Source organism: Acidovorax sp. JHL-9, assembly GCF_000426205.1.
Taxonomy (GTDB): domain Bacteria; phylum Pseudomonadota; class Gammaproteobacteria; order Burkholderiales; family Burkholderiaceae_C; genus Acidovorax; species Acidovorax soli.
In genome coordinates, this window is record NZ_KE384507.1 from 123,293 (window position 1) to 143,506 (window position 20,214).

Below are 20,214 nucleotides of genomic sequence, written 5' to 3' on the forward strand. Positions count from 1 at the left end.
GCGAAGAAAGCCGCTCCCGCCAAGAAGGTAGTGGCCGCCAAGAAGGCTGCGCCTGCGAAGAAAGCCGCTCCCGCCAAGAAAGCTGCGGCATCTGCCCCAAAGGCAGCAGCCCCTGCAAAGAAAGCAGCCCCAGCCAAGAAGGCCGTCAAGACCGCCGCTGCCGCGCCGGCTGCGCAAACCACCCTGAACCCCCAGGCAGCCTGGCCTTTCCCTACCGGCACGAAGCCGTAAGTCCGGCACACTCCGTGCCCAGCCCGGTGCCTGTGCACCGGGTTTTTTTATGCCAAAACCATAGTGCCCCGCCATCGATAGAGCGGAGACCCCTCTCGGCAGCCAGCCCGGTCAGCCCGCCTCTCTACCCGGCTCCAACGCGAAAGCGCAGCGCTGGCAGTGCAGATGGCGCCCAACGCAACCAGCAAAGTGACCGTCTCCGCCGAATGGCGAAGGGGCATCAGGCGGGCGTAAAGTCCAGCCGGTAATTTTGCGGGCCACGTTGTGCGATCTTGAGCGCCCCCACCCGGTTGCCCAGCTCCGCACAACGCACCAGCGGCCAGCCACGCTCCAATCCGAAAAGCAGCGCCCCTCGCCATGCGTCGCCACACCCGGTCGGATCCACCACCTGGGCAGGCTGCACCGCAGGGACCACCGTCTTTTCGCCGTCAATCCACACCTCGCAACCCTGCGCTCCCAACGTAACGACCAATCCCGCCACCTTGCGTGATATGTCAGCGCAAGACCAGCCGGTACGATCACACAGCATCTTGCCTTCGTAGTCGTTCACGGTAACCCAGGTGGCCTGCTCGACGAACCGGGAAAGTTCAGTGCCGCTGAACATGGGCAGGCCCTGGCCTGGATCGAAGACAAACGGAATATCTGCCGCCACAAACTGGGCCGCATGTTCCAGCATGGCATCCCGTCCATCGGGTGCAACAATGCCCAGGCGCACATCGGCCCGAGGTTCAATGCGATTCGCATGGGCCTGCATCATCGCCCCGGGATGAAAGGCAGTGATCTGGTTATTGTCACGGTCCGTCATGATCATGGCCTGCGCCGTGTAGGTGTCATGGGCTTGACCCACATGCGCCGTGCTAATGCCCAACTCCTTCAATCGCACCAGGTAGTCGGCTCCATCACTGCCCAGCATGGCCATGGGCAGCGGCACCCCCCCCAGCAGCCGCAGACTGTAAGCAATGTTGCCGGCGCATCCACCGAAATCCCGCCGCAAGGAGGGCACCAGGAACGAGACATTGAGAATATGGAGTTGATCGGGCAGTATCTGCTCGGCGAACCGCCCTTCGAAAGTCATGATGGTGTCAAACGCAAGAGAACCGCAAATCAGTACAGCCATGGCAGGAGGGTAGATCAATAGATTAAGGATAAAACGCCAGCAACCGGTAGCCCGCCACGCGCGCTCCGCCAGTGGTCACAATGACCGCCACCGAAGAGCTCCAAGCACCCAGGGCAGGAAGTTCCGCAGGGGCCGCCATCTCCGGCGGTAAAAACACACGCCGCAGCACGGGCTGGTCCTGTACATCGGTCAATGTCAACTCCATGGCGGGCATGGCCACGGGTAGGTTTGCATGATTTTTGATGGCAAAGGTCAGCTGGTAGCTGTCTCCGCGCCCCTTGTTGAAGGAAGAGCTGTCAATCACGACATCCGACATCTGTTTCAGCGGAGCCAACGTGCATTGAAATGGCTCGCACAGTGCCTGAAGCCAGGGGCGAACACGGGGATCCATGGCCGCGATGCGGTCCCGCTCGTGCAACACAACCTGCAATGCCAGGGTGCACAACAGAACGCCCCCGATCGTCCCCAGCACCACCCGCACCAACGGGCGCCGCCAGAAGGCCTTGCGCTTGGCCGCGCGCACAAAACTCACATCCTCCGCGCCCACACGCTCCTCGGGTGGGTCGTACTCTTGCTGCGCGGGCGGTATGCCATCGGTAGCAGCCGCTTCCAACGCCTCGCTTTGCCCCCTGTCGGACCTGAGCCAAACCTCCGGTGGAAGGGGCGTTTCCAATGGCGTACTGGACGCCCGCTCTGGTCCGTCCTCCTGCGCCGGCTCGCTCTCCCCCTCGCCGCCAAAGCCGGTCGGTGACGACGCCTCGTCAGACGGCTTGCGCAGCAATTCCAAAGGTGCATACAGCGCATCTGCCGCCGGGATGCCGCCCAGCAACCCATCGGCCACATCCGGGTCACCCAGCTCGGCGCTTGGCAGCTCGTAGCCGGCCGGGCATTCATTGATCCGAATCGCAGGAGGCTCTTCTTTCCGAGACTCCCCTGCCCCCGCCGGAATGGCCGGGGCCCGGACATCGACCGCCGGCTCCCTGAAAGTATCGCCTGTCGATCCAACCGACCGCCACGCCAATGTGCCACCTGGCTGCAGGGCCGGGTGCATCCCAGGGGAGAAGACCGTCTCTGCATCGGCGACAAGCAATGCAGAAACCGCAGGCACGGGCAGATCCGGCATGGCATCCGATGCCACGGGACCCGCGGGCAAATCTTGTGCACTGACGGGCGGAACGCCGGGCGCCATCGCCGCAGTTTCCCCCCAGTCAGCATGCGCTCCCCAGACCTGCACTTCATCGATCGCACGCCTGGCAGGTGCCGGTGGTGGTGGCGCAGCGGCCATGCAAACATCCGGCAACAAGGCCTGCGGCTCGGAAGGGAGCAAATGGGCGGATGCGTCAAATACCTCCTTGCATTGGCCGCATCGCACCCAGCCATCGGAAATGCGCAACTGGTCGGCAACCACCTTGAACATCGTCGCGCAGGACGGGCAGCGTGTGATCTGACTCATCTGCGATCCATGGTGGTCGGCGCCCTTCTCAACAAACTGCGGCGGGGTTGCAACTTCAGCGAGACGCCGTCATGAGAATCCAGCCATCCTCTGTGTCGGCAACCTCCAGGCGAATCCAGGGAGCGTAAGCCTCCTGCAGTTCCTGCGCCTGGCGCTCCAGGATACCTGCCAGCACGAGGTGTCCACCCGGAGCCACATGCGCGCACAGCAAGGGTGCCAGCACCTTCAACGGAGTGGCCAGAATGTTGGCCAGCACGGTCTGATAAAGCCCGTGGGCCTGGTCCGGCAGGCCGGCATGCACCCGCACACCATTGGCCTGGGCATTCTGCACCGTGGACTCGACGGCAGCCGGATCAATGTCCACCGCATCGATGTCGGTTGCACCGAACTTCGCCGCACCGATGGCCAGGATGCCCGAACCGCAGCCATAGTCCAGCACACGCCCGAGGGGATTGCCCGCCCCGGCGCTGGTGATACCGTGGCGCGCAATCCACCGCAGACACATGCGCGTGGTGGGATGGGTGCCCGTGCCAAAAGCCAGCCCCGGATCCAGCCGGATGCTGCGCAGCGCCTGCGCAGGCAGCTCGTGCCAGGTCGGAACAATCCAGAAATCCGCCGTGATATCCACCGGTGCAAACTGCGACTGGGTGAGCCGCACCCAGTCCTGATCCGGCACGCGCGCCAACCCCAGCACCAGGCACCCCGTGAAGAAATCCTGTACCGCCAGCAACTGCTGCGCCTCGCGGGCAGCCGCTTCGGTTGCGAACAATGACACCACCCGGCTGCGTTGCCAGCCGTCCTTGGGCGGCGGCATGCCCGGCTCGCCGAACAAGGCCTGCTCGGCATCGGTCTGCGCATCCGCGTCCTCGACCGAAACGCTCAGCGCGTCCAGCGCGTCCAGGGCATCGCTCACCGCCTCAATGCGGTCTTCGGGACACATCAGGCTCAGCTCAAACATGGGACATGCCTCTCAGAAAAAATGAAATGCTGGCACCCGTTGCCAGGAGCCAGCATGAAACGATGCACAAGGTGGCTTCACCGCTTGTGCTGGGACAGCCACTCTTCCAGGTAGTGGATGTTGGTACCACCCGCCACAAACTTGGCATCCACCATCAGTTCGCGGTGCAGCGGCACATTGGTGTTGATCCCCTCGATCACCGTTTCCGACAGCGCCGTGCGCATGCGGGCCAGGGCCTGCTCACGCGTATCGCCGTGCACGATGATCTTGCCGATCATCGAGTCGTAGTTCGGGGGCACAAAATAATTGGTATATGCGTGCGAGTCCACGCGCACCCCCGGACCACCCGGCGCATGCCACATGGTGATGCGCCCCGGTGACGGGATGAACTTGTAGGGATCTTCGGCATTCACACGGCATTCGATGGCATGGCCACGGATTTCAATTTGTCGCTGCGTGAAGGGAAGCTTTTCACCGGCTGCCACCATGATCTGCGTGCGCACGATGTCCACACCCGTGATCCATTCGGTCACCGGATGCTCCACCTGAACGCGCGTGTTCATCTCGATGAAATAGAACTCGCCGTTTTCGTACAGGAACTCGAAAGTACCCGCACCGCGGTAACCGATTTTCTTGCAGGCGGCCACGCAACGCTCCCCGATCCGCTCGATCAGCTTGCGGGGAATGCCGGGCGCCGGCGCCTCTTCGATCACCTTCTGGTGGCGGCGCTGCATCGAACAGTCACGCTCGCCCAGGTACACCGCGTTGCGGTGCTTGTCGGCCAGGACCTGGATCTCGATATGGCGGGGGTTCTGCAGGAACTTCTCCATGTACACCGCCGGGTTGCCAAACGCCGCACCCGCCTCGGCCTTGGTCATCTGCACGGCATTGACCAGCGCCGCCTCGGTGTGCACCACGCGCATGCCGCGGCCGCCGCCACCGCCAGCAGCCTTGATGATCACCGGATAACCCACTGCCTTGGCAACGCGGCGGATCTGCACCGGATCGTCCGGCAATTCGCCGTCCGACCCCGGCACACACGGCACACCCGCGCGAATCATCGCCTGCTTGGCCGACACCTTGTCGCCCATCATGCGGATGTTTTCAGGGGTGGGGCCGATGAACTGGAAACCGCTCTTTTCCACGCGCTCGGCAAAGTCGGCGTTCTCGGACAGGAAACCATAGCCGGGGTGGATGGCTTCGGCATCCGTCACCTCGGCGGCCGAGATGATGGCAGGCATGTTGAGGTAGGACAGCGGCGAAGGCGCCGGGCCAATGCACACGGCCTCTTCGGCCAGTTTCACATACTTGGCATCACGATCGGCCTCGGAATAGACCATCACGGCCTTCACGCCCAGCTCCTGGCAGGCGCGCTGGATCCGAAGGGCGATTTCGCCGCGATTGGCGACCAGAATTTTTTTAAACATGGGTTGTCTCGCGGCTCATCACCTGCACGCTGGCGCGTGCCAGTGCAATTTGCTTCGCCTTGCCTGTGGCAAGAACGCCGCGATTGGCGACCAGAATTTTTTTAAACATGGGTTGTCTCGCGGCTCATCGCCTGCACGCTGGCGCGTGCCAGTGCAATTTGCTTCGCCTTGCCTGCGGCAAGAACGCCGCGATTCGCAACAAGGATCTTCTTGAACATGCGCGCCTTACTCGATCACGAACAGGGGCTGCCCGTATTCGACGGCCTGGCCGTTCTCGCCCAGTATCTTGGTCACGGTGCCGGACTTGTCGGCCTCGATCTCATTGAGGATCTTCATCGCCTCGATGATGCAGACCGTCTCGCCTTCCTTGACCTGGCTGCCCACCTCGACGAAGGCCTTGGCGCCCGGGCTCGACGAACGGTAGAACGTGCCTACCATGGGAGACTTCACCACATGGCCAGCGGGCGCTGCAGCCACCGGGGCAGGCAACTCCGCCACCGCCACCGGAGCGGCGGCTGCAGCAGCAGGAGCGGGCATGGGGGCTGGAACATATTGCTGCACCACGGCACCGCCACTCTTGACGATGCGGACCTTGCCCTCGGCTTCGGTGATCTCGAGTTCGGACACATTCGACTCGGATACCAGGTCGATCAGGGTTTTGAGTTTTCGCAAATCCATGGGAGCTCCAACGGCCATAAAACTGAATGAGGCGCGAATTTACTCCAATTTCAGCCTATTTCGGTCTTCAGAGCACATTTTTCATCGCTGACAGCAGGGTATTGCCTCTGGGCCACCGTCAATCCGACCACGCTCCTGCGCTGCCCATGTTCAGCGCATGGCCACCCAGGCTTGCAGATCCTGCGCGGTGACTTGCCCCATTTTACGATGCAACACCCTCCCTTCCGCGCTGAAAACCACCGTAAAAGGCAGCCCACCGGTCAGGTTGCCCAGGGAGCGCCCAAGCTCCGAGCCCCCCAGCCCCGCCAACCCCACCGGAAAGTCAAGCGGCAGACGGGTCAGGAATTTCCGCACCGAAGACGGCTGATCAATCGCCAATCCCACCACTTGCCAGCCTTTTTCCTTGTTGTTGCGGTGAAAGGTGTTGAGCATGGGCAATTCGTCCACACAAGGAGGACACCAGGTTGCCCAGAAGTTGAGCAGCAGGGGCTTGCCAGCAAACGCTTGCATGGCCAGGCGCGTGCCCTCGGGCGTATCGAATGCCTGTGTCCACAGCGCCTGTTCGGCGCCCGCCTGCATGGCGTGGGGCTGCAGGCGCCACCATGCCAGGCCCGCACCACCAGCGGCAGCGGCTGCAGCCACGCCGGCATACAGCGCTCGGCGCCGGCTCATGGGCACGGTGCCATGGGCTGGCGCAACAGCAGGAGAAAACTCGGTAATGGGTGCAGTCATGGAGCATTTTCTTGGAGAAGACGCCGCAAGGCAGTGATGTCGCCCCGCGGCGATCGCCCCTTGGCATCAGGGCGCAAAGCCCCGCGCAAATCGTCGAGATCGTAGATCAACAGATGCACGCCGATCATTTCACCCAATTCGGGGCACATGCTGCCCACGCTCAGGGCCTCGACAGATTCGCCATGGAAGCCTGTGACGGTGCGTGGCTCATAGTCCACCTGGTGATCTATCAACGCGATCTCGGCGGATTTGGAGTCATCACAGAACAACTGCAAATAAATATCCGACAGCCGGGTGGCCGTACCATGCCATACCGCCCCGCCCAGGTGGGGCCGGAAGGCGGCCATGCGCTCCATCCAGACCAGGGCCAACTGGCGCAGGGCGTGCAATTCATGGGGCTGGGTATCGGCGCAGAACAGGGCGATGTACTCGCGCACGGCATCTTCCACCTGGTCATTGTCGGGCAGGGGGGTACGCGCCGGCAGGCCGAGTTCGCGCACGGCGCGGCGCTTGGCAGGCCCCCATTCCAGCCCTTCTTCCACGACCAGCCGGGCAGTGGTGCTGGCGATTTCGGCGCTCAAAGGTGTAGGCATGGCGGCGTTGGATGGCGTTGGAAGCGCTATTGTGGCGCCAACCCATGGCGGACCGCCACTGCGCGCACCATGGCCCGCCGCAGTGACGGTCATTGCCCCCGGACACCCCGGAAGACACTATGTTTTTCATAGCTTCTCGCACATACCATTCAAGCGCTGCCAGCCATTATTTGGTTGAACCTTAGAATCTGCGCCCATGCACATACACATACTGGGAATCTGCGGAACATTCATGGGCGGCCTGGCGGCACTGGCGCGCGAAGCCGGCCACAAGGTCACCGGATGCGATGCCGGCGTTTACCCGCCCATGAGCGACCAGTTGCGGGCCCTGGGTATCGAGCTGATCGAAGGATTTGGTGCGGACCAGCTGGCGCTGCAACCCGATGTGTTCGTGGTGGGCAATGTGGTCAGCCGCGCCCGGCTGGCCGACGGCAGCCCGAAATTCCCCCTCATGGAAGCCATCCTGGACGCCGGCCTGCCCTACACCAGCGGCCCGCAGTGGCTGGCCGAGCAAGTCCTGCAGGGCCGGCATGTGCTGGCGGTGGCCGGGACCCACGGCAAGACCACCACCACGTCGATGCTGGCCTGGATCCTGGAGAGTGCCGGGCAACAGCCGGGATTTCTGATTGGTGGCGTGCCCCTCAATTTCGGGGTGTCCGCCCGATTGGGCGCCACGCAGCGCCCCCGCGCAGGCGAGGGGCCGCTGGGCCACAGTCCGCTGTTCGTCATCGAGGCCGACGAATACGACACCGCCTTTTTCGACAAGCGCAGCAAGTTCGTGCACTACCGCCCCCGTACGGCGGTGCTGAACAACCTGGAGTTCGACCACGCCGACATTTTTGACGACCTGGCCGCCATCGAGCGCCAGTTCCATCACCTGGTGCGCACTGTGCCGCCATCGGGCCGCGTGGTCATCAACGGGCTAGAAGAAAGCCTGACCCGCGTGCTGCACGCCGGCTGCTGGAGCCAAGTGAGCAGCTTCGGCGCCGCCGTGAGCGATTTTTCTGCACAGGGTGATCCGCAAGCCTTTGATGTGCTGCACCAGGGCGAGGCCGTGGCGCGGGTGCAATGGGGCCTGACGGGCGTGCACAACCAGCTCAATGCGCTGGCATCCATCGCAGCGGCCCACCATGTGGGCGTGCCAGTGCAGCAGGCCGCACAGGCGTTGGCCGATTTCCAGAATGTCAAACGCCGCATGGAACTGCGCGGCACCGTGGGCAACATCGCCGTGTACGACGATTTTGCGCACCACCCCACGGCACTGCGCACGACGCTCGATGGCCTGCGCCGCAGCCTGGGCCCTGATGCCCGCATCCTGGCCGTGTTCGAGCCGCGCAGCAACACCATGAAACTGGGCGCCATGAAAAGCCAGCTGCCCTGGGCGCTGGAGCCGGCCAACCTGGTCTTTTGCCACACGGCCGGGCTGGACTGGGATGCGGCGCAGGCCCTGGCGCCACTGGGTGTGGGCCCCGGCCAGCGCGCGCAAACCGCGGCAGACATCGGCACCCTGGTCAATCAGGTCCTGCAGGCAGCGCAGCCGGGGGATCACATCGTCTGCATGAGCAACGGCGGCTTTGGCGGGGTGCACGAACGGTTGCTGCACTCACTACCAAAACAATAGCATCTGGTGCTTTAAAAACAAGCGCCAGCAAGTATTTCTAGCGGATACTCAGTAAGACACCGCCATGCCCGGCACGTCCACCCGCACCACGGGTTTGGCCAGCGCAGCACTGGCGGCACGGGCGAAGTCGCGCGACCAGACGGGATCGTTGAACAGCGAGGCGCCCGCAGCCTGCGCCACGGTCAGCACCTTGTCGGCCAGCAATACCTTGCCGCTGGCGCGCAGGGGTTCGCAATCAAGGGCTGTGAACTGATCGTCGAGCCAGCGGCGCGCGGCTTCGTTCGCCAGCGGCTCCTGGCCCTGCAGATCAAAACGGAATTCCTGGTTTCCAGCCAGCCGGACCGACACTTCGCTGTGCATGATGGGTTGCCTTTCTGACGCAATGTGGATGCAAGGGCCGGGGCCGCGCGCCTGGCGCGCACCCCGGAGGTTTGAGCTTACACCGCCGCTGCGGGATCAACGGGCGCGGCGGGCCACCACGGCAGCCGAGAGCTCCGCCAGCGACTGCAGCGAATCGTCCCAGCCCAGGCAGGCATCGGTGATGCTCTTGCCGTACTCCAGCGCGCTGGGCTGGTCCTTGCCGGGCGAGAACTTCTGGGCGCCGGCGTGCAGGTGGCTCTCGATCATCAGGCCGAACACGCTGCGCGAGCCGCCCGCGATCTGGGCAGCGATGTTTCGCGCCACATCCAGCTGCTTTTCATGCTGTTTGCTGCTGTTGGCGTGGCTGCAATCGACCATCAGGGTGGCCGGCAAGTGGGCGGCTTCCAGGTCCTTGCAGGCAGCGGCCACGCTGGCGGCATCATAGTTGGGCGCCTTGCCGCCGCGCAGGATGACGTGGCAGTCCTTGTTGCCCTTGGTGTTCACGATGGCGACCTGGCCGTTCTTGTGCACCGACAGGAAGTGGTGGCCGCGGCTGGCGGACTGGATGGCATCGGTGGCGATGCGGATATTGCCGTCCGTGCCGTTCTTGAACCCGATGGGCGCCGACAGCCCCGAGGCCAGTTCTCGGTGCACCTGGCTCTCGGTGGTGCGGGCCCCGATGGCGCCCCAGCTGATGAGGTCGCCGATGTACTGGGGCGAGATCACGTCCAGGAATTCGCTGCCCGCCGGGATGCCCAGGCGATTGATCTCGATCAGCAGCTGGCGCGCGATGCGCAGCCCTTCGTCGATGCGGTAGCTTTCATCGAGGTAGGGATCGTTGATCAGACCCTTCCAGCCCACCGTGGTGCGGGGTTTCTCGAAATACACACGCATCACGATCTCCAGCGTGTCGGCGTACTGGGCCCGTACCGCGGCAAGGCGGCGGGCGTATTCCAACGCTGCAGCCGGGTCATGGATGGAGCAGGGGCCGATCACCACCAGCAGGCGGTCGTCCTTGCCGGCCATGATGCGGTGGATGTTCTTGCGGGTCTGGGTGATCAGCGTTTCCACCGGCGTTCCGCTGATGGGGAAAAAGCGGATCAGGTGTTCGGGAGGTGGCAACACGGTGATGTCCTTGATACGTTCGTCGTCGGTCTGGCTGGTTTTCTCGACGCTGCGGTACCAGGCATCGCTGGCGGGGGTGGTGTGGGCCGTCATGGTTGCTTCCTCGTGGAGTGAAATGTCAGAAGGTCAGAAAAACAAAAACCGCCGGGCTCTTCAGCGTCGGCGGTTGGTATCGGGAGGTTGTGTGGGCTTGCGCGCTGTCCTCTCATCCGCCGGGGACTGAGATCCAAAACCAAAAATAAAAAGCGCTGCGGACTTGCATGGAGATCAATGTAGCACAGTGTTTGTCGCACCGCAGCATGCTCGGTGCATTGTGGCGTGGCGGCAACTATCGCGCGACCCATCGGGTGGCGGCAGAAGCCCTATGGCCGCAGGCGCCGCAGCCACGCCCGCAGGCGCTGCCAGCGCGACGGACGCGGTGGCAACACGCCGGGCAAATCGCTTTGCGGACCACTGCCGTGCTCGTACATGTCGATGAGCAGCAATGCCTCGCCCAGCGTACGCCAGGCCAGCAGTTCAAATTGCCGAAAGCTGGCACCTTCCTGTGTGCTGTGGCGCTCCAGCGCCTGCTGCCATGCGGCGATGGCGTCACGCAGCTCCCGCAGCGCCCGCTGGTAGGCGCCGAACTCGTACAACGCGTGCCAGGCGGAACCCAGCCCTGTGAGAAAAAGCTGGTGCTCCCGGGCGCACCGGGCCAGGTCCTCCACGCAGCGGGTGATGGCCATGGCGTCGGCTCCGGTGCGGCGCAGGCGGGTGGCCTCATCGATCTGCATCGACAGCGCCCCCAGCTTGTCCCGCAGCAAGAGGGAATCCTCGTCTGCCCCGCCTTCGCGCAGGAAACGGCTGATGCCGCCGAACGACTGGAGTGTGTGCTGCAAACTGGAAAGTGGCGCAGGCATGCGCGCCATTGTGCGCCGGATGTGCCCAGGCAACGCCGCGATGCGCGATCCGTCTGGCGTCAGGCCGTGCCACCCACCGTCAGCCCGTCGATGCGCAGGGTGGGCTGACCCACGCCCACCGGCACGCTCTGGCCTTCCTTGCCACAGGTGCCCACGCCGCTGTCGAGCGCCATGTCGTTGCCGACCATGCTGACATGCTTGAGGCATTCGGGGCCGCTGCCCACGATGGTCGCGCCCTTGACCGGGTAGAGGATCTTGCCGTTTTCCACCCAGTAGGCCTCGCTGGCGCTGAACACGAACTTGCCCGAGGTGATGTCCACCTGTCCGCCGCCGAAGTTGGTGGCGTACAGGCCCTTCTGGATGCTGGCAACGATCTCCTGCGGATCCTTGTCGCCACCCAGCATGTAGGTGTTGGTCATGCGCGGCATGGGGATGTGCGCATAGCTCTCGCGCCGGCCATTGCCCGTGGGCGCCACGCCCATGAGGCGGGCGTTGAGCGAGTCCTGGATGTAGCCTTTGAGGATGCCATCCTCGATCAGCACATTGCGCTGGCTGGTGTTGCCCTCGTCGTCCACATTGAGCGAACCGCGCCGGTCGGCGATGGTGCCGTCATCGAGCACCGTGACCCCCTTGGCCGCCACGCGCTGGCCGATGCGGCCACTGAAGGCGCTGGATCCCTTGCGGTTGAAGTCGCCCTCCAGACCATGGCCGATGGCCTCATGCAGCAGGATGCCAGGCCAGCCGGGGCCCAGGACCACCGTCATCTCGCCCGCAGGCGCGGGGCGCGATTCCAGATTGACCAGGGCGGCGTTCACCGCCTCGTCCACATATCTGGCGATCTGCGCATCGTCGAAGTAAGCCAGGCCGAAGCGTCCGCCGCCACCGGCCGAACCCATTTCGCGGCGACCGTTCTGCTCGGCGATCACGGTGACCGACAGCCGCACCAGCGGCCGCACATCGGCGGCCAGCGTGCCGTCCGCGCGGGCCACCAGCACCACGTCGTATTCGCTGGCCAGGCCGGCCATGACCTGGGCCACGCGCGGGTCCTTGGCGCGGGCGCGCTGCTCCACCTGCCCGAGCAGGGCCACCTTGGCCGTGCTGTCCAGTGTCGAGATGGGATCCACGCCGGGATACAGGCTGCGCCCAGTCGCTATCTTTTTGGAAGCTACTCGTACACGCCCTTTCTGTGCTGCCGCCGAAATAGACCGCACAGTGCGGGCTGCATCGAGCAGCGAGGCCTCGGAGATGTCGTCGGAATAGGCAAACGCCGTCTTCTCGCCGCTGACGGCGCGCACCCCCACGCCCTGGTCGATGGAAAACGAACCCGTCTTGACAATGCCCTCTTCCAGGCTCCAGCCTTCACTGCGGGTGTACTGAAAATACAGGTCGGCATCGTCCACCTGGTGGGTGCGAATTTCCGCCAGTGCACGCGCCAGATGACTTTCATCGAGGCCAAAAGGCGTCAGGAGCAACTGGCGGGCAACATCAATGCGCTGCTGGGTGGACGCGCGCTGTGGCGCGGCAGAGGGGGAGCGTGAGGACATGCGGGCATTTTAGGCGCGCCGCCATGCCCTTCACGGGGCAGGGGCGCAACCCACGCGGTACGCGCCCCACCGCTGCCTGGCAATCACACCGTCTGGTCGTCTGTCACCGCCCCGGGGGCGTTGCTCTTGACCGATTCGATGCCGTCATCGCGGGCCTTTTCGCCGGAAAACATCTGGCTCTGGCCGATGACCTGGCCATTGCCCGCCTTGAGCGTGAAATAGGGTGATCCATCCTTGGCGCTCAGCCGCCCGAAGCGTCCATCGTCGGGAGCATTCTTCTTGACGGATTCAATGCCGTTGAGCGCACTGGCCTTGGAGTCGTAGAGTTCGCTGGTCAAAATGACCTTTCCGTTATCCGCCAGCAGATTGAAGACGAACTTGTCGTTCTTGGATTTTTTCAGCTCAAACCTTGACGCCATGGGAAGCACCTCCGGATTAATGCCAAAGCACGGTTGGCAACCGGGTTGTACCCGCAAGCCCCCCGCAGCGCAATGGGCAGCCGGACGCCTCCTCACAGCGCCGGCCGGGCATCCTTGGGATCGATGCGCGGGGCCCGGGCGACCGACATCAGGATGCCCAGCGCCAGCCCCAGCGTGACCATGGCCGTTCCGCCGTAGCTGATGAACGGCAGCGGCACGCCCACCACGGGCAGGATGCCACTGACCATGCCCATGTTCACAAAGGCATAGGTGAAGAAGATCATCGACACTGCCCCTGCCATGAGCCGCCCGAACAGGGTCGTTGCGCCCACCGCGATGGCCAGCCCGCGCCACACCAGCAGCAAGAAGCACCCGATCAGGAACAGGTTGCCGGCCAGGCCGAACTCTTCGGAAAAGGCGGCGAAGATGAAGTCGGTGGTGCGCTCGGGAATGAACTCGAGGTGGGTCTGCGTGCCCGCCATGAAGCCCTTGCCAAAGATGCCGCCCGAGCCAATCGCAATCATGCCCTGGATGATGTGGAATCCCTTGCCCAGCGGATCCCGCGAGGGATCGAGCAAAGTGCAGATGCGCTGCTGCTGGTAGTCGTGCAGGACCGACCAGCGCACGCCTTCAGCGCACAACTGGGGCTCCAGGGAGACCAGCAGCACGATGCCCACGGCGCCCAGCAACACCGGGGGCAGCACCAGCTTCCATGACAGGCCGGCAAAAAAGATCACCGACAGCCCCGCCGCCAGCACCAGCAGCGAGGTGCCCAGGTCGGGCTGCTTCATGATCAGGCCCACGGGAATGAGCAGCAGCAGCCCGGCCGCGGCAAAGTCGAGCGGCCGCAACTGCCCCTCGCGCTTCTGGAACCACCAGGCTAGCATCAGCGGCATGGCGATCTTGAGGATTTCGCTGGGCTGGATGACGATGCCCAGATTGATCCAGCGCTGGGCGCCTTTCTTGGTGATGCCGAACAGCGCCACCGCCACCAGCAGCGCCACCCCCACGACGTAGAGGGGCACGGCCAAGGCCATGAGCTTTTGTGGTGGCACCTGGGCCACCATGAACAAGATGGCGGCCGCAATCAACATGTTGCGCCCATGGTCCATGAAGCGCGAACCATGGTCGTACCCCGACGAATACATGGCCAGCAGCCCGGCGCCGGCCAGCACCGCCACCACCAGGACGAGCGGCCAGTCAAACCCCTGAAACAGGGGTACGAAACGCTGGGTGAGGGAGGGTTTGTCAAAAACGGCGGCCATGGCGCAATTATCGGCCCCCGCCAGGGCTGCCCGGTCAACGCAGGCCGCGTCAGATGGCCACCTGGCGCTGCCGGCGGAGGATGGAGCGCCAGCCACACCGTGGTGTGCGCACCCCGCCCCAGCACGGGGGACAGCGGCTCCACGGCCCCCGGGACCCGGCGGTGGGTGGTGGAAAGCGGGGCAAAATTGGACGTGGTGTGCGCTGGCAAAACCGGGGGCCGCACGGCGTGCCCCCTGGGACACAGGCTGGCGCTGCACCCGCCCAAGGCAGTCATTGCCCCGCCAGTCCCCCCGCACCGAGAGCCCCATGACCACCACGCACCTGCTGTACCTGCACGGTTTTCGCTCCTCCCCCCAGTCAGCCAAGGCCCGGCTGATGGAGGCCTACGTGGCCCAGCACCATCCCGCGGTGCACTGGTGGTGCCCCCAGCTGCCGCCCTCGCCCCGCGCGGCCATGGCCCTGGTGGCGCAAGGCATTGCTGCCTGGCCGCGCGCCTCGATGGCCGTGGTGGGCTCTTCGCTGGGAGGCTTCTATGCCAGCTGGGTTGCGCGGCACACGGGTTGCCCCAGTGTCCTGCTGAACCCTGCCGTAGACCCGGCACGGGACCTGGCACGCCATATCGGCGAGCAAACGGCATGGCATGACCCGGCAGAACGCTTCTTCTTCCTGCCGGAATACATTGCCGAGCTGCAGGCGCTGGCCGCTGATCGCCCCCTGCCCGTGGGCCCCGAACTGGCCATCATCGCCAAGGGCGACGAGGTGCTGGACTGGAGGGAAATGGTGGCACGCTACGCCGACGCCCGGTTGACGCTGCTCGAAGGCGGCGACCATGCGCTCAGCAACTTCGAAGACCATCTGCCGGCCGTGGCGCAGTTTCTGCAACTGGCGTAAGCCGAAGGCTCACTGCTGAACTGGCGGAACGGGTCGCTGGGCGCTCGCCCAGCGCGCATGGTCCTCGGGGTAGGCTGCGCGGTAACGCAGCAGCTGGAATGCCACCTCGCCGTCCCTCCCCAGCAGCAGCGCGCTTTCGATCAGCTTCTCGATCACGCGGGGCTCGGGAGAAAAATGCAGCAGCTCCGTGGCCAGCGCATGCACTTGCTGGGCGTTCTCATGGGTCAGCGCAGTGGTGGTCAGCAACGCAAAATCCACCTGGTTGGTGAACAGCACGGTGTTGGACACCTTGGCCAGGGTGTTGCCCTGGTAGGCCGGCAGCCGGGAATCCATGGGGCGGTAAAGCTGGCTGACGCGGTAGTAATCCCACGCCACGGCCGCGCCCACCCCGCACACGGCCACCAGGGCCACCGCAGCGCTGGCCACCAGCACCGGAGAACGCACCCAGCCCAGCAGCGCCCGCCACCACAGCAGCGCCAGCGCCAGCACCGTGACCAGCTGAAAAGGCCCATACCACAGGGGAAACTCCACCATGCTGTGCAAGCCAATGATGGCCAGCGCCCCCCAGGCAAGCTGGCGCACCGCATCCGTTTCCGCCCAAGGCCGCGCGCGCACCACCCCGGCCAGCACGGCGCCGCATGCGATGGCCGCCACCGGCAGGCCCAGCTCCACCGCCAGATGCAAAGGCAGGTTGTGGGCATTGTCGAGCAGCGCGCAAAAGCGCTCCCCCGGAAACAGCGTCATGTAGTGCGCATAGTCCAGCTCGCCCCAGCCCCAGCCCGTCCAGGGCTTCTGGGCAATCAGGTAGAGCACGTTGGACCACAGTGCCCGCCGGCTGCCACAGGTCTGCGTTTCACCCCCCAGGCGGGTGAAGACACCCTCGGTGGCAAACCCCGTCCAGTCCAGCAACAGGACCGGCAGTATCCAGCCGGCCAGGGCATACAGCAGCATCCCGACCAGGGCCAGGCCCACCGCCAGGCGCCCGCCGGTGCCGCGCCACAGCACCAGCAGCGCCACCATCAGCAGCCACTGCATCGCCCCGGTGCGCGATGCCGTAGCCGCGCTGCCCGCCGCCAGCAACGCCAGCGCCGCAACCACCAGCAGGCCCACCAGCCACGACGGCCACATGCGCCCGCCGCCCAGCAAGGCTTGCTGCACAGGCGTGGCCGGCGCTGCGCGACCAGACTCCAGCCGCGCCTGCACCTGCGCCACCACCCACAGCAGCGCCCACACCCCCAGGCTCATCAGCGATGCCTGCTGGTTGCGCTGGCGCAGGTTGCCGATGGCCTGCCCGGGCGTGGAGGGCTGCACCCACGGCGACAGCCCGGGGTCGCCCAGAAAGTACTGCAGCAAGCCGACCACACTGGCCAGCAAGGCCGCCAGCAGCAGGCCCACCGCCAGCTGCGCTGCCAGGAAAGCACGGCCATCCGGCGCCAGGGCTGCGTCCGGCACGCGGCGCAGCCACCCAGTGCGGCGCAGCGCCAGCAGGGCCAGCACGGCCGCGCAACCCCCCGCCGCCGCCAGGGGCCAGAAATTGGAGGATGGGGGCTGCGGGTACGAGAACAGAAACGGCACAGCCACTGCCAGCAGGGCCAGCGGTGCGGCAACGGCATCCAGACGCATTTCAATGAACCCAAGTCTTCATGCAAAAGCCATGGATCATAGGGGCGGGTCGGCAGGCTGGCGCCCGCCAACCCCATGGTCGAGCATGGCTGCGCGCACCCGGGACGGGCGCAATCTCTTGCACGGCCCCGTGCGATCGCAGTGCAATCGCGCCCACAGCCGCCCACCGTATCGATGTCCAGGCCCGCGGGCCTGCACCGACCTGGTTATCGGTTAGCCGGATCTTTCCGGTGCATTCATGCCATGGGCCGCCTCCTGCGGCTACAGCGATTTCAGGTACTGCGCCAGGTCGGCCACATCCTGGGCACTGAGGCCCAGGCTCTGCCGGGTGTTGTAGGTCTGCGCCACATCGTCCAGGGTGGCGGCCGAGCCGTCGTGGAAGCAAGGGGCGTGCTGCCAGACCCCTTTCAAGGGCGGCGTACGGTACAGCTTGGTCGCCGACCGGGAGGCATAGCTCGGGGTTTCAGGCTCCGCCATGGAATCACCTGGTGGGTGCAAGCGGGTATTGGCATCGGTGAAACGGCTTCCGCTGTGGCAGGCCACACACTTGCCGCCACCTTCAAACACGATGCGCCCGCGCTCGGCGGCCGCCGGGCCGAAGCTGCCCGCCGGGGCCCGTGGCGCACCCAGCGACAGCTGGTACCGCCTGCAGGGCTGGCAGCTTGGCCGAGACCAGATCCTCGGTGCCATGTGTGGTGCGGAGGTTCAGGCGCGGCTCGGTCTCCGTCCCTTGCCCGCCCATCTCGGCCACCGCCACCTAGCGGTTCCAGTAGGCGATGCCATCGCCGTCTCTGCTGAAGGTGATGCGGTGGATGCCCGCCAGACCGTAGGCCGGCGGAATGACGATCGGCTTGCTCAGGCCGTCCACGTTGTGGCGCGGATCGAACTTGCCCGGCCCCAGCTGTTGAGCGCGGCCTGGGTCGCGTCGGCACTGTCCGCCGAAGACCCGCCCCCGCAGGCGACCGCCACGGCCGCAACCTGGCCCAGCGGGCCGGCCAGGCGCAGCAGGCGCAAGGTGTTCACTGCACGCAGCGCCCGGGCGGTGCGCAAGGAAATGGGTGCGGGTTTCATGTGCATTTCCCCTGTCCACCAAGGTTTTGGCAAACCCTGCCCCTGCGGCGCTGCCAGGCAGCGCTGCGCATTTCAAATGTGTGCTTGTGGTGGCAAAGCTGCCTAGGGCAAGAGCTGGCACGCCTTGCCCGGGCGCGTGGCCTCCTTGAGCCAGGCGATGAGATCAGCGCGTTCGCCGTCATCCTTCACACCGGCGTAGCCCATGGCCGTGCCGGGCACGGTCTTCATCGGGTCTTTCAGAAAGACATTGAGCGAGCGTTCGTCCCAGACGATGGCGCTGTCGCGCAGCGCCTTGGAATAGGTGCTGTAGCCCTGCGCGGTGCCCGCGCGGCGCCCCCACAGCCCACAATGCTGCGGCCCCGTGCGGTGGCCCTCGATGGCGTGGCAGGCGGCGCAGCGCGCGTAGACCTGCTCGCCGCGCTGCAGGGCGGCCGGGTCGGGTGCCGCGCTGGCGCCCACCGCGAGCAGGCCGGCCGCCAGCCACAGGGCGGCTGGAGCATGGCGCGGTGTCATGACATGAAGGCCGACGGCACGGGGTTGTCGCCCAGCACCTGGCGCAGCACCGCCCAGTGCATGGCCTCATCGCCCAGGATGCTGGCGGCCACCTGCGCCAGCGCGCGGTCGGCAAACAGGGGCACGGCGCCCAGGTAGGCGGAGATGGCGCCCCGCTCCAGGCCCGCGGCAAAGCGCAGCACATCGGCCTCGGCCTTGAGTTTTTCCACCGGGAACGCGTACTTGTCCTTGGCTGCCACCGGTTTGCCGCCGAGCTTTTGCACCGTGGCCTCGATGGCGGCCGCGTGCTCCTTGTGGTGCCCCTGGAACTGCAGAGCCACCGGCAGCACGGCCTTGCTCAGCAGGCCACTTTCGGCGCCCACCTGGTAGGCCGCCACGGCCTCCCGCTCGGCGCCCAGGGCGGTGTTGAGGATGCGCACATCGGCCTCCAGGTCCCTGGCGCCCATCTTGGTGCCCGCCGCGAGCGCGTCACGCCCGCCCAGCAGGGCCACGGCACCGGCCGACAGCACCGCAGCGCCCGACCGGAACATGGCCCGGCGGCGCACAAGGAACAGGGCCTGCGAGGGCATGTCCATAAAAATATTCTTCATGGTGTTCTCCTGGGGTGGTGAAAACAAGGAACGATCTGTCAGCGCCGCGCAATCAACCCGCGCTGCTGCAGCTCGGAAACGACGTTGCGCACCACCTGGTCGCAGCGTGCGCCCGCAAAGGGAAAGGCACTCTCGGCATGCGCCTCGATCTGCGCGCCCAGCGCGTCGCGCAGCATCGAGCGGGCCCGCAGGTAACGGGTCTTGACCACGTCACGGCTCACCTGCAGGCAAAACGCCGCCTCATCCACGCTCATCTCCTGCACCGCGCGCAGAATGAAGACGCTGCGGTAGAGCGGCGGCAGGCCTTCGACGGCCGACTGCAGCAAGCCGCGCAGCTCGCCGCGTGCCAGGGCCGCCTCGGGCGATTGGCTCGGGGGGGCGCTCAAAGACATCATGTACTCCGGTGAAATTTCGTGGTCCTCGTCCTGCACGCCATCCATGGACACGGACGGCACCGAGCGACCACGCTTGCGCAGTGCATCCAGCGCAATATGGATGGCGATGCGCGCCAGCCAGGTGCCCAGCGCCGCGCCGCCCCGAAAATCCTGCAGCCGGGTGAATGCGCGCAGGTAGGTCTCCTGCACCACGTCCTGCGCCTCGGCATCGTCGGACACCACCCCGCGCGCGGCGCGGAACAACAGGCGGTTGTGCCGGCGCATGATGGTCTCGAAGGCGGATTGCTCGCCCTGCAAGGCCCCTTCGATCAGTTCATCGTCAGAGCATGGATCGCAGGTCGCCCGCGCTACGGGCTCCGATGGGGGTGGGTGCATGGCATGCCTCTTGGGTTTGTCGGTTTTTGCTCGTTCCTGGTCATTGGACGCCCGTTGGCCCCAAAAGGTGACAAGCACCTGTCGCCGGCAGGGGCGCCGCCCCACGCCCCTTCTCGCGGTTTTTCGGCTCGCCCTTCAACGCCTGTTTTGCCTCCGACCTGGAGGCGCGCATCCTGCGCTGGCAGCCCCGGCTGTGGCTGCACGGCCATGTGCACGACAGCTTCGACTACCCGGTGGGCGCCACGCGTGTCGTGGCCAACCCGCGCGGCTATGCCCCCCAGGGGGTGGTGGAGAACAAGGCGTTTGCGCCCGGGCGGGTGCTGGGGATCTGAA

Annotated in this window: 22 protein-coding genes and 1 pseudogene; 4 read left to right on the forward strand and 19 right to left on the reverse strand. The window is 65.4% G+C overall.

What is annotated here, in order from left to right:
- Window positions 1-231 (forward strand): annotated as a pseudogene (locus K225_RS22680) (histone); the annotation flags it as partial.
- 220 nt (window positions 232-451) lie between these two features.
- Here K225_RS22680 and K225_RS0119680 read toward each other — a convergent pair.
- The 7 genes from K225_RS0119680 to K225_RS0119715 all read right to left on the reverse strand — a co-directional run bounded on the left by K225_RS0119680 (window position 452) and on the right by K225_RS0119715 (window position 7,189).
- Entirely contained in the window at window positions 452-1,348 is an 897-nt protein-coding gene (locus K225_RS0119680) for a carbohydrate kinase family protein (RefSeq protein ID WP_026437911.1), read from the reverse strand.
- A gap of 22 nt (window positions 1,349-1,370) precedes the next feature.
- A complete protein-coding gene (locus tag K225_RS0119685; RefSeq protein WP_026437912.1) occupies window positions 1,371-2,801 on the reverse strand; it encodes a zinc-ribbon and DUF3426 domain-containing protein in 1,431 nt (476 codons plus the stop codon).
- A gap of 55 nt (window positions 2,802-2,856) precedes the next feature.
- Window positions 2,857-3,759: a 50S ribosomal protein L11 methyltransferase gene (prmA, locus tag K225_RS0119690; protein WP_026437913.1), complete on the reverse strand. Its 903-nt coding sequence runs from the start codon at window positions 3,757-3,759 to the stop codon at window positions 2,857-2,859.
- A 77-nt stretch (window positions 3,760-3,836) separates the two neighbouring features.
- Entirely contained in the window at window positions 3,837-5,186 is a 1,350-nt protein-coding gene (accC, locus tag K225_RS0119695; protein ID WP_026437914.1) for an acetyl-CoA carboxylase biotin carboxylase subunit, read from the reverse strand.
- 225 nt (window positions 5,187-5,411) lie between these two features.
- Window positions 5,412-5,864 carry an acetyl-CoA carboxylase biotin carboxyl carrier protein gene (gene accB, locus K225_RS0119705; protein WP_026437915.1) on the reverse strand — a complete coding sequence of 151 codons (453 nt, stop codon included), beginning with the start codon at window positions 5,862-5,864 and terminating at the stop codon, window positions 5,412-5,414.
- A gap of 150 nt (window positions 5,865-6,014) precedes the next feature.
- Entirely contained in the window at window positions 6,015-6,596 is a 582-nt protein-coding gene (locus tag K225_RS0119710) for a TlpA disulfide reductase family protein (protein ID WP_026437916.1), read from the reverse strand.
- The gene (locus K225_RS0119715) at window positions 6,593-7,189 is read right to left on the reverse strand and encodes a hypothetical protein (RefSeq protein WP_026437917.1); all 597 of its coding nucleotides are present in this window, start codon (window positions 7,187-7,189) and stop codon (window positions 6,593-6,595) included. The genes K225_RS0119710 and K225_RS0119715 overlap by 4 nt, the downstream gene beginning before the upstream one ends.
- 196 nt (window positions 7,190-7,385) lie before the next feature.
- On the opposite strand from K225_RS0119715, the gene mpl reads away from it, so the two are divergent.
- The gene (gene mpl, locus K225_RS0119720) at window positions 7,386-8,810 is read left to right on the forward strand and encodes a UDP-N-acetylmuramate:L-alanyl-gamma-D-glutamyl-meso-diaminopimelate ligase (RefSeq protein WP_026437918.1); all 1,425 of its coding nucleotides are present in this window, start codon (window positions 7,386-7,388) and stop codon (window positions 8,808-8,810) included.
- 48 nt (window positions 8,811-8,858) lie between these two features.
- Here mpl and K225_RS0119725 read toward each other — a convergent pair whose 3' ends face one another.
- The 6 genes from K225_RS0119725 to rodA form a co-directional block, all read right to left on the reverse strand.
- Complete coding sequence (locus K225_RS0119725; RefSeq protein WP_026437919.1) at window positions 8,859-9,170, reverse strand: hypothetical protein; 312 nt, start codon at window positions 9,168-9,170, stop codon at window positions 8,859-8,861.
- A 96-nt stretch (window positions 9,171-9,266) separates the two neighbouring features.
- Complete coding sequence (locus K225_RS0119730; RefSeq protein ID WP_026437920.1) at window positions 9,267-10,388, reverse strand: 3-deoxy-7-phosphoheptulonate synthase; 1,122 nt, start codon at window positions 10,386-10,388, stop codon at window positions 9,267-9,269.
- Between the two features lie 269 nt (window positions 10,389-10,657).
- Window positions 10,658-11,194: a hypothetical protein gene (locus tag K225_RS0119735; RefSeq protein WP_155885318.1), complete on the reverse strand. Its 537-nt coding sequence runs from the start codon at window positions 11,192-11,194 to the stop codon at window positions 10,658-10,660.
- Window positions 11,195-11,253: 59 nt separating this feature from the next.
- Window positions 11,254-12,738 (reverse strand): metalloprotease TldD, encoded by a 1,485-nt coding sequence (gene tldD, locus K225_RS0119740; protein ID WP_026437922.1) that lies wholly within the window; start codon window positions 12,736-12,738, stop codon window positions 11,254-11,256.
- A gap of 83 nt (window positions 12,739-12,821) precedes the next feature.
- Window positions 12,822-13,157: a YegP family protein gene (locus K225_RS0119745; RefSeq protein WP_026437923.1), complete on the reverse strand. Its 336-nt coding sequence runs from the start codon at window positions 13,155-13,157 to the stop codon at window positions 12,822-12,824.
- A 92-nt stretch (window positions 13,158-13,249) separates the two neighbouring features.
- Window positions 13,250-14,422, reverse strand: coding sequence for a rod shape-determining protein RodA (gene rodA / locus K225_RS0119750; RefSeq protein WP_026437924.1), 1,173 nt, complete (start codon window positions 14,420-14,422; stop codon window positions 13,250-13,252).
- A 307-nt stretch (window positions 14,423-14,729) separates the two neighbouring features.
- Here rodA and K225_RS0119755 point away from each other — a divergent pair, with 307 nt between their 5' ends.
- On the forward strand, window positions 14,730-15,314 hold the full coding sequence (locus K225_RS0119755; RefSeq protein WP_026437925.1) for a YqiA/YcfP family alpha/beta fold hydrolase: 585 nt from the start codon (window positions 14,730-14,732) through the stop codon (window positions 15,312-15,314).
- Between the two features lie 9 nt (window positions 15,315-15,323).
- On the opposite strand, the gene K225_RS0119760 is transcribed toward K225_RS0119755, so the two are convergent.
- The 6 genes from K225_RS0119760 to K225_RS21395 all read right to left on the reverse strand — a co-directional run bounded on the left by K225_RS0119760 (window position 15,324) and on the right by K225_RS21395 (window position 19,881).
- A complete protein-coding gene (locus tag K225_RS0119760; RefSeq protein WP_026437926.1) occupies window positions 15,324-16,937 on the reverse strand; it encodes a Wzy polymerase domain-containing protein in 1,614 nt (537 codons plus the stop codon).
- A gap of 261 nt (window positions 16,938-17,198) precedes the next feature.
- Window positions 17,199-17,414, reverse strand: a complete 216-nt coding sequence (locus tag K225_RS22845) for a hypothetical protein (RefSeq protein ID WP_026437927.1) — start codon at window positions 17,412-17,414, stop codon at window positions 17,199-17,201.
- Between the two features lie 378 nt (window positions 17,415-17,792).
- The gene (locus K225_RS22690) at window positions 17,793-18,008 is read right to left on the reverse strand and encodes a hypothetical protein (protein WP_238323295.1); all 216 of its coding nucleotides are present in this window, start codon (window positions 18,006-18,008) and stop codon (window positions 17,793-17,795) included.
- 102 nt (window positions 18,009-18,110) lie between these two features.
- Window positions 18,111-18,521 (reverse strand): cytochrome c family protein, encoded by a 411-nt coding sequence (locus tag K225_RS0119780; protein ID WP_026437929.1) that lies wholly within the window; start codon window positions 18,519-18,521, stop codon window positions 18,111-18,113.
- The gene (locus tag K225_RS0119785) at window positions 18,518-19,111 is read right to left on the reverse strand and encodes a ferritin-like domain-containing protein (protein WP_026437930.1); all 594 of its coding nucleotides are present in this window, start codon (window positions 19,109-19,111) and stop codon (window positions 18,518-18,520) included. The genes K225_RS0119780 and K225_RS0119785 overlap by 4 nt, the downstream gene beginning before the upstream one ends.
- A 38-nt stretch (window positions 19,112-19,149) precedes the next feature.
- The gene (locus K225_RS21395) at window positions 19,150-19,881 is read right to left on the reverse strand and encodes an RNA polymerase sigma factor (protein WP_051249108.1); all 732 of its coding nucleotides are present in this window, start codon (window positions 19,879-19,881) and stop codon (window positions 19,150-19,152) included.
- 209 nt (window positions 19,882-20,090) lie between these two features.
- Here K225_RS21395 and K225_RS22740 point away from each other — a divergent pair, with 209 nt between their 5' ends.
- On the forward strand, window positions 20,091-20,213 hold the full coding sequence (locus K225_RS22740) for a hypothetical protein (RefSeq protein WP_255346491.1): 123 nt from the start codon (window positions 20,091-20,093) through the stop codon (window positions 20,211-20,213).
- Window position 20,214 lies beyond the last annotated feature (1 nt).